Here is a 14,834-nt window from a genome sequence, read left to right as displayed (position 1 = left end):
CGATGCGGCGGGCGGCGCGGCGAGCGGGGCGCGGTGCCAACGGGACGGAAAGGGCGAGGGCGAGGATCATGCCGCCACCCCGGTCACGGCCGCGGCCAGCGTGTCGATGCAGATGGCGACCGACTCGCAGTCGTACACCTTCTCCAACTGATGGCGCAGGGTCTCCATCGGACGGGTGCCCTCGATGTGCATGCCCAGCTCCCAGCGGCCATCGGCGCGCGGCACGGCATGCACCGCGCGCGGGGCGAAGCCGCGGCGCTCGACCATGCCGATCACGCGCACCAGGGCGCCTTCGGCCGGGCTCACGATCAGATCAAGCCGGTATTGCATGGGACTTGGGCTCCGGTGCGGCTTTGGCGGGGTTGGATTCCAGCATCGAGCTGTTGGCGTGGTTGGGCGGCACCAGCGGCCAGACGTTGGCCTTGATGTCGATGCTCACGTGCAGCAGCGCCGGGCCGGGCGTGGCCAGCAGCTCGGCCAGGGCGTCGTCGACCTGCTCGCGCGCGGCGATGTGCCGGGCCGGGATGCCGAACACGCGGGCCAGCGCGGCGAAGTCCGGATTGTCGGACAGGTCGATCTCGCTGTAGCGCTCGGCGAAGAACAGCTCCTGCCACTGGCGCACCATGCCCAGCGCGGAGTTGTCCAGCAGCACGATCTTCACCGGCAGCTTGCAGCGCGCGATGGTTACCAGCTCCTGCACGTTCATCATGAAACCGCCGTCGCCGTTGACCAGGACGACGGTCCGCTCCGGGCAGGCGAACTGCGCACCCATCGCCGCCGGCAGGCCGAAGCCCATCGTGCCCAGCGCGCCGCTGGTCAGATGGTGGCGCGGGTGGTTGAACTTGCAGTGCTGCGCCACCCACATCTGGTGCTGGCCGACATCGCTGGTGATGATCGCGTCGGCCGGGGCGACCTCGCTCAGCCGCTTCAGCAGCGCCGGGGCGTAGATGTCCGTGCCCGGGGCGTCGTAGCGGAAGCCGAAGCGCTCGCGGTTGGCGGCGCACTTGGCCTTCCACGCGTAGCAGGCGCTGCGCGCACCGCTCAGCGCGCGCAGGCCGCTGGCCAGATCGCCGGGAATGGCGATGTCGGCCGTGCGCAGCTTCGAGATCTCGTAGGCGTCGGCGTCCAGGTGGATGACGCGGGCGAACGGGGCGAACTCGGCCAGCTTGCCGGTGGCGCGGTCATCGAAGCGCGCGCCGACCACGATCAGCAGATCGCTTTCCTGCACGGCCATGTTGGCCGCGCGGGTGCCGTGCATGCCCAGCATGCCCAGGTAGTTGCCGTGGTTGGCCGGCAATGCGCCCAGGCCGCGCAGGGTCAGCACGGTCGGGATGCCGCTGGCCTCGACGAACTGGCGGAACGCCTCGACCGCATTGCCCAGCGCGATGCCGCCGCCGCCGTAGACCACCGGCTTCTCGGCGCAGGCGATGGCCGCCAGCGCCTCGGCGATGGCCGCTTCGGCCGGTGCCGGGGCCGGCGCGACCGCCGCCGGCACGTGATCGGGCAGGTGCGAGGCGTCGTTGATCTGCACATCCTTGGGCAGGTCGATCAGGACCGGACCAGGGCGGCCCTCACGGGCGATGCGGAAGGCCTCGGCGAACACCCGCGGCAGATCCTCTACCCGACGCACCAGGAAGCTGTGCTTGACGATCGGCATGGTCATGCCGAACACGTCCAGCTCCTGGAAGGCGTCGGTGCCGATCAGCGGCGTGGCGACCTGGCCGGTCAGGCACACCATCGGCACCGAATCGAGCATCGCGTCGGCGATGCCGGTGATCAGGTTCGACGCGCCCGGGCCGGAGGTGGCCACGCACACGCCGACCTTGCCGGAGGCGCGCGCATAGCCGTTGGCGGCCAGCGCCGCGCCCTGCTCGTGGCGCACCAGGATGTGCTTGAGCGCCGAGTCCACCAGCGCGTCGTAGAACGGCATGATGGTCCCGCCGGGATAGCCGAAGATCGTGTCCACGCCCTCGGTTTCCAGGGCGTGGGCGATCCAGCGGGCGCCATTGCGTGGGGCAGTGGCGGTCGGTGCGTTCATGCGGCGGCGGCCTGTGGTTGCGCTGCGGGCTTGGGGGCGTTGTCGGCCAGCCACACCATCTTGGCGCGCAGCTGCTTGCCGACCACTTCGATCGGGTGCTCCAGATCGGCCTGCTTGAACTTCTTGTAGTTCGGCAGGCCCGCTTCGTACTCGGCCACCCAGTTCTTGGTGAAAGTGCCGTCCTGGATGTCGGTCAGGACCTCCTTCATGCGCGCCTTGGTCGAGGCATCGATCACGCGCGGGCCGCTGACGTAGTCGCCGTACTGCGCGGTCTCGGAAATGAACTCCAGCATGCGGGTAATGCCGCCTTCGTAGAACAGGTCCACGATCAGCTTCAGCTCGTGCAGCACTTCGTAGTAGGCGATCTCGGGCTGGTAGCCGGCTTCCACCAGCGTCTCGAAGCCGGCCTGCACCAGCGAGGACGCGCCGCCGCACAGCACGGCCTGCTCGCCGAACAGATCGGTCTCGGTCTCTTCCTTGAAGGTGGTCTTGATGATGTTGGCGCGCGCGCCGCCCAGGCCGGCGGCGTAGGCCAGCGCGTACTGCTCGGCCTTGCCCGACTTATCCTGGTAGACCGCGTAGATGCACGGTACGCCGCGGCCGATCTCGTATTCGCGGCGCACCAGCGCGCCCGGACCCTTGGGCGCGACCAGGACCACGTCCAGGTCCTCGCGCGGGGCGATCATGCCGAAGTGCACGTTCAGGCCGTGGGCGAACAGCAGCACCGCACCCTGCTTCATGTTCGGCGCCAGCACCTCGTTGTAAAGCTGCTTCTGCACCATGTCCGGGGTCAGCACGGCGACCAGGTCGGCGTCCTTGACCGCCTCGGCGGGCGACTTGACCAGGAAGCCGTCGGCCTTGGCCTTGGCTTCGGTCGGGCCGCCCGGGCGCAGGCCGACCTTCACATCGAAGCCCGACTCGCGCAGGTTCATCGCATGGGCGCGGCCCTGGCTGCCGTAGCCGACGATGGCGATGGTGGGCTGGGGGAGGTTGGAGGTCGAAGCGGTCATGGGCGGCGTTCCTGTCTGGCTGAAAGTTGGGGTTGAAACTTTTGGAGGGGCTGAAAGCACGAAACCCCGCACTTCGCAGTGCGGGGTTTCGTCAGGGTTTCGTGTGCTTGCTGCTTACACGACCGTCCGTCCCGCACCGTGAGGCGAGTGAATAAGTACGAGCACGAGGAGCGAGGCCGCGGCGTGCGCGGTCTGCTGGGCGGTCGTGATCGGACGGAAGGCGTTCATCAGGCCGGCAGAAAACCATGCCCGGCGCGGGGCTGTCAAGCGCGAATTTCGTTGCGCCAGAAACCGTGCCGCAGCCCCGGCGTGCCTCACCGCTCCCGCTCGCGCTCCAGCCACTGCGCGATGGCCCGGCGGTCGCGCTGCAGGCGGCGCTGCTGGTCCTGGTACTCCTGGTCCAGCGCACGGTACAGCGCGACGATCACCAGCACCATCAGCAGGGCGAAGGGCAGGGCGGCCACGGTGATCATCGCCTGCAGCGCCTCCAGGCCGCCGACCAGCAGCAGCGTCGCGGCGATCAGGGCGATGGCCGAGCCCCAGACGATCTTGCGCGACAGCGGCGGGTCCTGCGCCTTGTCGTAGGACATGCTGGCCAGCACCAGTACGGCCGAGTCGGCCGAGGTGACGAAGAAGATCGACAGCAGCAGCAGCGCCAGGCCGGACAGCAGCCAGGACAGCGGCAGGCTGTCGAACATCGCGAACAGGACCGTCTCGTAGCCCTGCGCCAGCGCCGCGGCCAGATCGACATGGCCGAACAGCTGCGCCCACAGCGCCGCGCCGCCGAAGGTGGAGAACCACAGGAAGCCCAGCAGGCTCGGCGCCAGCACCACGCCGAACACGAACTCGCGGATGCGCCGGCCGTAGGACACCCGCGCGATGAACGCGCCCACGAACGGCGCCCAGGCGATCCACCAGGCCCAGTAGAAGATCGTCCAGGTCGCCACCCAGGTCGAACGTGAGAACGGCGACATGCGCAGGCTCATGTTGACCAGGCTGTTGAGATAGCTGCCCAGGGTGGTGGTGAAGGTGTCGAAGATGAAGCTGGTCGGCCCCAGCACCAGCACGAAGGCCAGCAGCAGCGCGGCCAGGCCGACGTTGAAGTTGGACAGCCATTTGATGCCGCGCTCCACGCCGGTGACGCTGGAGGCCATGTACAGCACGAAGGACACCGCGATGACGGTCAGCTGCACCGGCGCGGAGGCGTGGATGCCGAACACCCGCTCCAGGCCTGCGGCGATCTGGATGGTGCCGAAGCCCAGCGTGGTGGCCACGCCGATGGTGGTGGCCACCACCGCGGCGATATTGACCGCGTGGCCGATCCAGCCCTCATGCCGGCGGCCGAGCACCGGTTCGAGCAGGTCGCTGATCAGCCCACGTCCGCCGCGGTTGAACTGGAACCACGCCATCGCCAGGCCGATCAGCGCGTACACCGACCACGGATGCAGCCCCCAGTGGAAGAAGGCGTAGCGCATCGCCGCGCGCGCGGCGTCCATGCTGCGCGGCTGCAGCCCCTCGGGCGGGGTGATGAAATGCGACAGCGGCTCGGCCGCGCCCCAGAACACCAGGCCGATGCCCATGCCCGCGGCGAACAGCATCGACAGCCAGCTGGCGTTGGAGAACTGCGGCTGCGCATCCTCGCCGCCGATGCGCAGGTCGGCGAACCGGCCCACGCACAGGAACAGCAGGAACACCAGCGCGGCGAACACCACCAGCAGATACAGCGAGCCGGCCGCGCCGATGGTCTGCTTCAGCGCCGCCTGCATCACCGCGTTGAACGCATCGGGCGCGACGCCGGCGGCGAGCACCAGCGCGATGACGATGAACAGCGAAATCCTGTAGACCACGGCCAGCTCCGTTCATGCGGCGCGCCCAGCGGTCGCCGCGAAAAGCGGTGCACGTTACAGCCGCGGCGGTGATCGGCACGTAGCGATGCACTGCACGGCGCATCACGGGCGCCACATCGGCCCGATTGGCGCGTCTCACGCCCAGCACAGGCCTCAGCGCAGGCAACCCTCATTCCCGCGAAAGCGGGAATCCATGGACGTCGCGCCCTCGCATGGGCGCCACCCACCTCGCGCCCTCTAAACCACGGCGGAAGCCTTCTCCCAGCGTCGCTTAGTGCGCCCCATCCCCGATATGCGCATCCAGGAAGGCCTGCAGCTGATTGAAGAAGGCGATCGAATTGGCCTCGTTGTAGAAGCCATGGCCCTCGTTGGGCACCGCCATCCACTGCGGCGGATGGCCGGCGGCGGTGAGCGCGGCGCGCATCGCCTTGGCCTGGGCGAAGGGCGCGCGCTCGTCGTCCTCGCCATGCGCCAGCAGCACCGGCACGCTGATCCTGCCGGCCAGGGTGACCGGCGAGTTGGCGGCCAGCTCGGCCGCATCGCGCCCGATCACCCGCTGCAGGTAGTGACGGCCCGAATCGGTGCGCTTGATGTCGCCCTTGCTGTACATCATGTCCAGGTCGTAGATGCCGGCCAGGCCGACCGCGCACTGGAACATCCCGGGCGCGCGCGCCACCGTCATCATCGCCGAGTAGCCGCCGAAGCTGCCGCCGTAGACGCATACGCGCTTGGGATCGGCCATGCCCTGGGCGATGGCCCAGCGCACGCCGTCGAGCAGATCGTCCTGGATGCGCGTGCCCCACTTCAGATAACCGGCCTCCATGAAAGCCGCGCCGCGCCCGCCGCTGCCGCGATAGTTGACCTGCAGCACCAGGTAGCCGCGGCTGGCCAGGAACTGCGCGTCGGTATCGAACTCCCAGTCGTCGCGGATGCCGTGCGGGCCGCCGTGCGGCAGCAGCACCATCGGCAGCGCCTTGGGATCGCGCACGCCCGCGGGCACGGTGACGATCGCCTCCAGGGGCAGGCCGTCGCTGGCGGTGAAGCGCTGCACGCGCCGCTCGCCCATCCGCGCCGGGTCGATGCCCTCGCGCGGGGTCAGCAGGCGGCGCAGCTTGTTGTCGCTGCGGTTGAGCAGATACCACGCGCCCGGGTCGCGGTCGCTGTCGATGAACAGCAGCACGACCTGGCCGTCCTGGCTCTGGTTGACGAACTCCACATGCTTGCCCGGCAGCGCCGTGGTCAGCGCCTGATGCAGCTGCGCGTCGGGCGAGTCGGCGTCGAAATAGGTGAAGCGGCTCGGCCCGCGCCCGGCCTGCGCGGCGAACGGCACCGACGGCGCATGGGTCCACTGCAGATCGCTGACGCTGGCGAAGCTGTCGCGCGCCAGGACCTGCACGCTGCCGCCCTGGGCGTCGCTGCGCACCAGTTCGGCCGGCCCGCCCTTGCGGCTGCGCAAGGCATAGAGCTGACGATCGTCGGGACTGAAGGCGAACGGCTGCCACAGCTCGGCCTCGCTGGTGGGCATGGGCAGCCAGGCGCCGTCGTCGCCGGCGCGATACAGCAGCGGCTTGTCGTCATCGTCGGTGCCGATGGCGAAGCGCGGCTTGCCGGTGTGGTCGAGCACGAAGTCCAGGTCCGGCACGCCGATGTCGGCGATCAGGCGGAAGGTGACCTTCTCGCTGTCCACGTCGTAGAGCATCGAGCGCCGCGCTTCGAGCGAGAGCTGACGCAGGTAGAAATGGCCGTTGGGGATCTCCGGCACGCCCTCGATGTAGCCGAAGCCGCGGTCCAGCGTCGACCTGGCCGCGCGCTGCTCGTAGCCGTAGATGTACTTCTGCCCGCTGCCGTCGAAGTTGCTGGCGATGACCTCGCCGTTGGGCCGCGGCTTCTCCAGGGTGCCGACCTTGCGGCCCTTGGCGATCACCAGCCGCGTGTTGCTGACCCATTGCACCTGGGTGGCCAGCTCATAGCGCGGGAACTTCAGCAGCGCCGTCTGCACCATGTCCGACAGCCGGTACACCGCCAGCGCCGACATGCCATGGTCCAGATCGACCGAGGCCGCCAGATACTTGCCGTCCGGCGAGAGCATCGGGCCGGACAGCTTGCTCGCCTGCGCGAACGCCTCCACCGGCACCGGCGCCTCCGCCCCGGCCTGCGCACATGCACAGGCCACCACCGCGGCCACCATGGCCCGCTTCCATGCCTTCATCGTCGCCCCTTGTCGTGTTGTCGCCCATGCCGGGCGTCTATCCCCGCCAAAACGATAGCGCAAACCCGCAGGCGCGTGAATGCGGCGACGCCCGCTCAGGCAGGGTGTTGTCGCCGGCGTACCAGGCCGGGGAACTCGACTTCGCCAACCAGCCTCGACCCGGCCGGGCGCGGCTTCTCGGCCAGGTTCGCCATCCATGGCGGACTCGCCGCCGCGGGCCACCCCTGCTCCCTCTCCGCGCGCCCGGCCGGGTCGAGGCGCTGCGAGCGGATGGGTTGGGACTTGTTTTGACTCACGACCCGAAGCCTCATCGCGTGAGGTGTGAGGCAGCGGGCCGGCGGGTGGGGGCCGCGCCCAGCGAGGCAGGACGCTGAGCGCCCGAATCAGGGCGGGATGCCCTGATTGAGGGGAAAGCGGCCCCCGCCCGCCGGACCGATACCCCTCCGAAGCCGCAAGGCGTCCCACTCGGGCACTTGAACAAAGCACAAAACAAAAGACCCCGCCGGTCGCCCGGCGGGGTCTGTCTTGCAACTTCTAGACGGGCTCAGACCGACGCCCGATCAAACCACTTAGAAGTCGTACTGCACCTGGAAGCGCACATAGCGCGGAGTGGTGTAGTACTTGCCCAGCTTGTAGCTGTTGTAGGTCTCGCCGTACTGGGTGTCTTCCTTGGTCTCGTACACCTGCAGCGGCTTGACCGAGTTGAACAGATTCAGCACCGACATCTGCAGGCTCAGGCCATTGGCCCACTGCGGCTTGTAGACCACGTTCGGGTTGACGGCCCAGGTCCACGGCGTGCGGCCGGCGGTGCCCTGCTTGGCGATCTCGCCGTTGCAGTAGTGGAACACGCCGCCGTAGCCGTACTCGGTGCCGAAGGTGCCGGTACCGCCACCCAGGCAGCTGATCGGCGCGCCCGACTGGACCTGCAGATCAACACCCATCGACCACTCGTCGGTGAAGTTGTACGCACCGTACGCCTTCAGCGTGTGGCGATGGTCGTTGAACAGATAGCCATCGGCGCCGTACATGATCTCGGCGAAGTCGAAGTCCGAGGTCGTGCCGGTGTCGGACTGGCCATTGGTGCTCTTGACCAGACCCTCGTAGTTGCCGCTGAGCTTGGACCAGGTGTAGTTGATGCTGGCGTACCACTTGTCGGTGGCCTTCTCCGCGCTCAGGGTCAACGCCTTGTAGTAACGCTTGGCCTTGGGACCCAGGGCGCTGCCATCGACGTGGATGTTGTCGGCCTTGCCGTCGCCATCGACATCCAGCGTGATGTTCAGGTCTTCGCCCGGGTTGTACAGGTAGCAGCCCGGCAGACCGTCCGGAATCGTCCACTGGTCAGCCCAGTGACCGGCCACGTCGTAGCCCTGCGCCTGGGCGGCGTTGTAGATCGCCCGCACATCGCAGGTGTCGTCGATGGCCTGGTTGATGCGACGGTAGGTGGCCTTGGCCCCCAGCGTCCAGCCGTCGACGAAGCTGTTGTCCGAGTGCAGCAGCTGCTGGTAACCCAGGATGGCCTCGTCCTGCGTGTAGGGCTTCAGGCCCTTGCTGGCCACGGCCTTCGGATCCGGCGCAACACCGTTCTCGCCGTTGATGACGTAGTCGGCCGAGCCGCCGCGGAAGGGCGCGGTGTTCAGCGGCGCGCCGCTGACCGGATCGATGCCGTCATAGGTGTAGTAGTTGACGGTGTAGAACGAGGCGCTGGCGGCGCGCAGGGCGACGTTGGCCGCGATCGGCAGCGAGTAGCGGCCCAGCGAACCGAACAGCTTGCTGTCGCCGTTGCCGGCCACATCCCACGAGAAGCCCAGGCGCGGCTGCCAGATGTCGTCCTGCTTGACGAAGGTGGTGCCCGAGCTGTTCTTGTTGTCGAACGAGTCGTTGCGGATACCGCCGTACAGCATGAAGTTGTCGGTGATCTGCCAGTTGTCCTGCAGGTACCAGGACTTCTGGTCGATCTTGACGCCGCCGCCGGTGCGGAAGTTGATCAGGCGCGCATAGCCGTCGTACAGGCGCCAGTAGCCGCCCGAGGAATAGGCCGTGCCCGAGGTCGACTTCCACTGCTCATCGCTGTAGCCGAAGGCCACCTTGTGGTCGCCCAGCTGCCACTCGAAGTCGGCCTTGTAGCTGTCGCGCGAGTTCTTGCCGCCTTCCATGCCCACGCTCTGGGCCACGGCGCAGCCGATCTTCGTGCCGGTCTGGTCGATCACGTACGGGCAGTCGCCGATGGGGCCGAAGACGTTGCCGTCGTACGAGCTGTGCTTGCCGTCAGGGCTGATGGTGAACTGCGAATCCTTGTTGCGCATCTGACCGTACTGCAGCGCCATGGTCAGGTTGTCGGTCAGGTAGCTGGTCCACTTGAAGATGTCGGTCTGGCCGCCGCTCTTGCCGACCAGCTGGCCGTTGTAGTCGGTCTTGGCCGGATGATCGTCGGCGCCGTAGGCGGCGTTGTAGTAGTCGTAGGTGTAGCGGCTGCCGTTGTCGAAGCCGGTGTACTCGAGGTGGTTGGCGTCGTTGAGGTACCAGTCCAGCTTGACCAGCCAGTACGGCGTCTTGGACTCATAGTCCTGCGCGGTGGTGGAGCGCGAGGCCGTGGAGGGCGACAGGGTCGGATTGCCGTCGGCGTCCAGCTCGGTCTGCACGTCCGAGCGCGCACCGTAGGAGGTGGTGTTGCTCTTGTCGAACTCGGCCAGCGCGAACACGAACAGCTTGTCCTTGATCAGCGGACCGCCGATCCAGCCGGTGTAGGTGTTGGAGGCGTTGTAGTTGTTGTGATAGCTGCGGAAGATCTGGTCGTCGCTGTTGCGATAGACGTTGGGCACGCTGGCGCGCAGGCTGTCCGGCACGCTGGTCCAGCTCAGGCCGCCGTGCCATTCGTTGGTGCCGCGCTTGACGTTGACGCTGGTCACGCCGCCGGTGGAGAAGCCGTACTGCGCGCCGTAGCCGCCGGTCTGCACGTCCAGCTGGTCGATCGCCTGGAAGGGGACTTCCGAGAAGGACAGGCTGTCGTAGAGGTTGGTGATGTTGAAGCCGTTGACGTAGTAGCTGTTCTCGGCCGCCGAGGCGCCGCCGAAGGAGGCGTTGCCGAAGTAGCCCGAGCTCTTGACCGTGCCCGGGGTCAGCAGCGAGACGCTGGTGATGTCACGCGGCACCGGCAGCGCGTTGAGCTGCTCGGCGGTGAAGGTGGTGCGCGACTCGACGCTGGACAGGTCGATGCCGTTGACGTTCTTCATGCCGCGCACGACGACCGTGTCCAGGCTCTTGGCCGCGCCGCCGCCGCTCGCATCGGCGAACTCGGCGTTGACCGTCTGGCCGGCCACGACGGTGACGGTCTGGCTGGAGGCGGTGCCGTCGGCGCCGGTCAGGGTGACCGTATAGGTGCCGGTGGGCAGGGCGGGAATGCGGAAGCGGCCGTTGGCATCAACCGGCACCTGACGCGACACGCCGGAGGCGGAACTGGTGATCTGCACGGTCTGGCCGGCGACGGCCGGCGCGGTACCGGCAATGTTGCCGGCGGTGCTCTGCGCGTAGGCAGCGCCCTGCGCCAGCGCGGCGCCGAGCACGAGGGCCAGGGCGGTGCGGCGCAAGCCGTGGTGACGATTTCTGTGGCTCATGTGAATGTGGCTTCCCAATAAATGCATCAAGGCAAAAGCGCCCCTCCGGACCGGCCCGCGGGATGCGGAGACGGGGGTAGGGCGCGGGCAATGCGCGCGGCCGCGTAACGGACGTCCAACGGCGCGCGAACGGGAACTTAACGAGCTAGTTCGTCCCAAGCGTGGCGACGTGTGTCGCAATTCACGTAATTTGTCACGGATCGTCAGAAATTAATGGCATCAAAACTAAAAGTTGGCTAATCAGTGACGTGTTTGTTATTTTTTAGACCGGTTAAGGGGGATTTCATCTTTTTGACGGCCCCGACAGGGAGGTGATTACGATGCGATCCCGCACTGCAAGATCGCCCCATGCGCCTGGACCTCCATCTCCTGCGTCGACACCCCTCGGCCATGCTGCTGGTCGTCCAGCTGGCCGGAGTGCTGCTCTACCCGGCCATGAACGACACCCGCACCGGCCAGGCGCTGCTGGGGGCGTTCGGCATCCTGGTGCTGGCCTTGGCGCTGTGGGTGGTCAATCGCAGCCCGGCGGTCAACTGGATCGCCTGGCTGCTGGCGCTGCCCTCGGTGGCCTGCTCGCTGCTCGGGGTGACCCGGCAGCTGCCGGGGCTGGTGACCTTCGCCCAGGCCATGGAATGCCTGCTGTACTTCTATACGGCCGCCAGCCTGATCGGCTACATGCTGGACGACCACCGCGTCACCAGCGACGAGCTGTTCGCCGCCGGCGCCACCTTCACCCTGCTGGCGTGGGCGTTCGCCTTCGCCTTCTCGGTGTGCCAGCAGTGGTACCCGGGCAGCTTCAGCGCCAACGGCGTGACCAGCGGCGCGCGCAGCTGGATGGAGCTGCTGTATCTGAGCTTCAGCGTGCTCTCGGCGGTGGGCCTGAGCGACATCGTGCCGGTGCTGCCGCAGGCGCGTGCGCTGGTGATGCTCGAGCAGTTCGCCGGGGTGATGTACATCGCGCTGGTGGTCTCGCGCCTGATCGCGCTGACCACCTTACGCGTGCGCGCGCAGCGCGACGACCGGCCCGAGGGTTGACCCACGCGCTACGATGCGCGGCTTTGGCCAGGCCTCGTCCGCGCACCGCATGAAACTGCAGGTTCCCTTCATCCAGCTCCCGGTCCTGTTCGATCCCGGGCCGCTGCTGCACGAGGCGACGGCCGTGGCGGACAGGCACTGGCAGCGCTGCGCCGACGGCGGCGAGCGGCTGCGGCTGGTCAGCAGCGGCGGCGATGCGGCCAGCGGGGCGCTGTCCGGCCCGATGCGTGCCACGCCGTTCCTGCGGCAGATGCCGCTGCTGCAGCAGGCGCTGGCCGGGCTGGGCGCGACCTGGGGCCAGGTGTTCCTGCAGCGCATCGCGGTCGGGCGGCAGTACGCGGCCGAGGTGGCGGTGGACTACTACCACCGCGAGCGCCTGCGCCTCCACCTGCCGCTGGCGAGTCCGCCGGACGTGCTGCTCGAATGCGGCGACGAGGTCGCGCACCTGGCGCCGGGCACGGCCTGGGTGTTCGATACCTGGCGTCCGCATCGCTTCGCCGGCCCGGCGCAGGGGCCGTGCCTGCATCTGGTGGCCGACACCGTTGGCGGCGAGCGCTTCTGGGAGCTGCTGACCCGCGGCCGCACGCCGGGCCGCGCCAAGCGCGAGCCCTGGCAGCCGCTGCAGCTGACCCTGGCGTCCGACCAGCGCGCGGCGCTGGCGCTGGAGGCGCATGGCGCGCCGCAGGTGATGACGCCCTGGGAGCTGCGCGAGCATCTGATGTTCCTGTTGAACGAGGCCGTGCCGCATCCGCGTCTGGCCGGCCTGCAGGTCTTGCTGCTGCGCCTGTCGCGGCACTGGCACGCGCTGTGGGCGCGGCATGGGGCCGAGGCGGCCGGCAGGCCGGCGTATCGGGCACTGCTGGCTTCCACCGCGCAGGCTTGCCAGCAGCTGGGCGTAGAACAACTGGTGCTGCGCAACGGCATCGGCCTGTGGCCGGCGCTGCAGGCGCAGGTGCTGGACGTGGCCGTGGCCGAAGAGGACGGGCTGCGCCGGGGAGGCGCGCGGAAATCCGAGGCGCCGCCGACCGGGGCGCCCACGGTCGCCACGCCGAAGCCGCGCTCGCCGCCAACCCGCCTGCGGCAGCCGTTGTTCGTAGTGGCGGCGCCGTGTTCGGGCGCGGGTCTGGTGGCGCGCACGCTGGCGCAGGCGCCGGGCCTGTACGCCGCTGGCGAGGAGGCCCGGCGGGCGATCGACGGCATCCAGCGTCTGGCGGCGCCGCAGCGGGCCGACTTCAGTCATCGCCTGCTGGCAGGCGATGCGGTCGAGGACACGGTGCGCCGGGTGCGCGAGCGTCTGGCGCGCGGCTTGCGCGGTCACGATGGCAGGCCGGTGCCGGCCGCCGGCGGCACGGTGCGCCTGCTGCGTGCGGACGCGCGCGATGCGCTGCGGGTGCCGTTCCTGGCGCAGGCGTTCCCCGATGCGCGCTTCGTGTTCGTCCATCGCGAGCCGCATGACGCGCTGGGCAGTCTGTTGCGCGCCTGGGAGGAGGGCCGCATGCAGGACGCGGGTGTGCTGCCGGGCTGGGAGGGGCCGGCGTGGACGCTGGCGCGGCCGCCGGGCTGGCAGGCGCTGTCAGGTCTGCCGCTGGAGACTGTGGTCGCCGGTCAGTGGTCGGGGATCATGCGGGTGCTGCTCGACGATCTGGCGCAGCTGCCGCCCGAGCGTTGGCTGGGGCTGGACCTGGACCGGCTGCTGGCCGATCCGGACGGGGAGATGCAGCGCGTGGCGGGCTTCGCCGGGTTGGAATGGAGCCTCGAACTGGGCCAGACCCTGCCGCGCGCGCAGCCGCCGGCCAGCCCTTCCTCGGCGGAGCGCTGGCGTCCGCATGCCGTGCGCCTGCAGCCTGTCCTGGGCGACGTTCCGCAGCGCGCGCTGGAAGCTTCCTTCCACGGCTGAGCCGTTCTTCCGTTCTAGGTTGCGGCGGGTGCGCGTGTTGCCGCTTTGGGTGAGTAAACGCTCTGCTTCGGAGGGGCAGCGGTCCGGCGGGCGGTGGCCGCTTGTCCCTCAATCAGGGCATCCTGCCCTGATTCGGGCGCTCGGCTTCCTGCCTCGCTAGGCGCGGCCCCCGCCCGCCGGCCCGCTGCCGCGCGCGTCAGGTCGCGGGGGCTTCGGTTTGCGCGGTCGTTCGAGACCCTCGCTCATACGTACAGCGCGATCAGTGACGGGAGGGCATCGACTTGAGGCCCCCTCCCTTGCGCGCAGCGCAGGGGAGGGATGGGGAGGGGGCGGGGCTTTCCCGGTCAAGCCACCGAAGCAAGAGCAAAAGCGCCCTCCCCTCAGTCGCTAGTTTTCGACTTCGAGCTCCCCTTCGTCTGCGGCGAAAGGCAGGGGTCGAGGCGGGTTGGCGAAGTCCACTCGGCGGCCTTGCGCTAGGGCGAGGGCACACAAAAAAGGCGCCCTAGCGGGCGCCTTTCGTGACGACGGCTGGCCTGGATCAGGCCTTGTCGTGGCCTGCGTCGCGCGCGATGGCATCCAGCAGGATCTTCTTGGCCTCGTCGGCGCCGCCCCACCCGTCGATCTTGACCCACTTGCCCTTCTCCAGGTCCTTGTAGTGCTCGAAGAAGTGGCCGATGCGCTCCAGCCAGTGGCCGCTGACCTGGGCGATGTCGTTGATGTGCGAGTAGCCGCTGAAGACCTTCTCCACCGGCACGGCCAGCAGCTTCTCGTCGCTGCCGGCCTCGTCGCTCATGCGCAGCACGCCGACCGGGCGGCAGCGGATGACCGAGCCGGGCACCAGCGGCAGGGGCAGCACCACCAGCACGTCGGCCGGGTCGCCGTCGCCGCACAGGGTGTGCGGCACGTAGCCGTAGTTGCAGGGGTAGCGCATCGGGGTGGACAGGATGCGGTCGACGAAGATCGCGCCGGATTCCTTGTCCACTTCGTACTTCACCGGCTCGGAATCCTTGGGGATCTCGATGATGACGTTGATCTCGTCCGGCGGATTCTTGCCGGTGGGGACGCTGCCCAGGCCCATGCGTTGCTCCAATGCTTTGAGGTGATCGAAAGTGGGCCGCATTCTAGCGCAGCGGTGCTGCAACGCAGCGCCAACGCCCGGCCAGGGGCTGCCAAGGCGTCGGCGCCAT

9 protein-coding genes are annotated in these 14,834 nt (G+C 68.6%); 2 read left to right on the top strand and 7 right to left on the bottom strand.

What is annotated here, in order from left to right:
• Nucleotides 1-66 precede the first annotated feature (66 nt).
• The 6 genes from WFQ05_RS11500 to WFQ05_RS11475 all read right to left on the bottom strand — a co-directional run bounded on the left by WFQ05_RS11500 (nucleotide 67) and on the right by WFQ05_RS11475 (nucleotide 10,715).
• Nucleotides 67-330, bottom strand: coding sequence for an ACT domain-containing protein (locus tag WFQ05_RS11500; protein WP_337053911.1), 264 nt, complete (start codon nucleotides 328-330; stop codon nucleotides 67-69).
• Nucleotides 314-2,038: an acetolactate synthase 2 catalytic subunit gene (gene ilvG / locus WFQ05_RS11495; protein ID WP_337053910.1), complete on the bottom strand. Its 1,725-nt coding sequence runs from the start codon at nucleotides 2,036-2,038 to the stop codon at nucleotides 314-316. The genes WFQ05_RS11500 and ilvG overlap by 17 nt, the downstream gene beginning before the upstream one ends.
• Nucleotides 2,035-3,048: a ketol-acid reductoisomerase gene (gene ilvC, locus WFQ05_RS11490; RefSeq protein ID WP_337053909.1), complete on the bottom strand. Its 1,014-nt coding sequence runs from the start codon at nucleotides 3,046-3,048 to the stop codon at nucleotides 2,035-2,037. The genes ilvG and ilvC overlap by 4 nt, the downstream gene beginning before the upstream one ends.
• Nucleotides 3,049-3,362: 314 nt before the next feature.
• Nucleotides 3,363-4,895, bottom strand: a complete 1,533-nt coding sequence (locus tag WFQ05_RS11485; RefSeq protein WP_130517004.1) for a BCCT family transporter — start codon at nucleotides 4,893-4,895, stop codon at nucleotides 3,363-3,365.
• A 271-nt stretch (nucleotides 4,896-5,166) separates the two neighbouring features.
• Nucleotides 5,167-7,104, bottom strand: a complete 1,938-nt coding sequence (locus WFQ05_RS11480) for a S9 family peptidase (RefSeq protein ID WP_337053908.1) — start codon at nucleotides 7,102-7,104, stop codon at nucleotides 5,167-5,169.
• Between the two features lie 569 nt (nucleotides 7,105-7,673).
• A complete protein-coding gene (locus tag WFQ05_RS11475; RefSeq protein ID WP_130535666.1) occupies nucleotides 7,674-10,715 on the bottom strand; it encodes a TonB-dependent receptor in 3,042 nt (1,013 codons plus the stop codon).
• 348 nt (nucleotides 10,716-11,063) lie between these two features.
• On the opposite strand from WFQ05_RS11475, the gene WFQ05_RS11470 reads away from it, so the two are divergent.
• Nucleotides 11,064-11,750, top strand: coding sequence for an ion channel (locus WFQ05_RS11470; RefSeq protein ID WP_286575227.1), 687 nt, complete (start codon nucleotides 11,064-11,066; stop codon nucleotides 11,748-11,750).
• A 49-nt stretch (nucleotides 11,751-11,799) separates the two neighbouring features.
• Nucleotides 11,800-13,647, top strand: a complete 1,848-nt coding sequence (locus WFQ05_RS11465) for a sulfotransferase (protein WP_337053907.1) — start codon at nucleotides 11,800-11,802, stop codon at nucleotides 13,645-13,647.
• Nucleotides 13,648-14,185: 538 nt separating this feature from the next.
• On the opposite strand, the gene ppa is transcribed toward WFQ05_RS11465, so the two are convergent.
• Nucleotides 14,186-14,725 carry an inorganic diphosphatase gene (gene ppa, locus WFQ05_RS11460; RefSeq protein WP_130517015.1) on the bottom strand — a complete coding sequence of 180 codons (540 nt, stop codon included), beginning with the start codon at nucleotides 14,723-14,725 and terminating at the stop codon, nucleotides 14,186-14,188.
• Nucleotides 14,726-14,834: the final 109 nt, after the last annotated feature.

The sequence above is a fragment of the Pseudoxanthomonas sp. USHLN014 genome (assembly GCF_037153335.1).
Taxonomy (GTDB): domain Bacteria; phylum Pseudomonadota; class Gammaproteobacteria; order Xanthomonadales; family Xanthomonadaceae; genus Pseudoxanthomonas_A; species Pseudoxanthomonas_A winnipegensis.
Note: the sequence above shows the minus strand (reverse complement) of the source record. Positions and strands in the feature narration are given on the sequence as shown.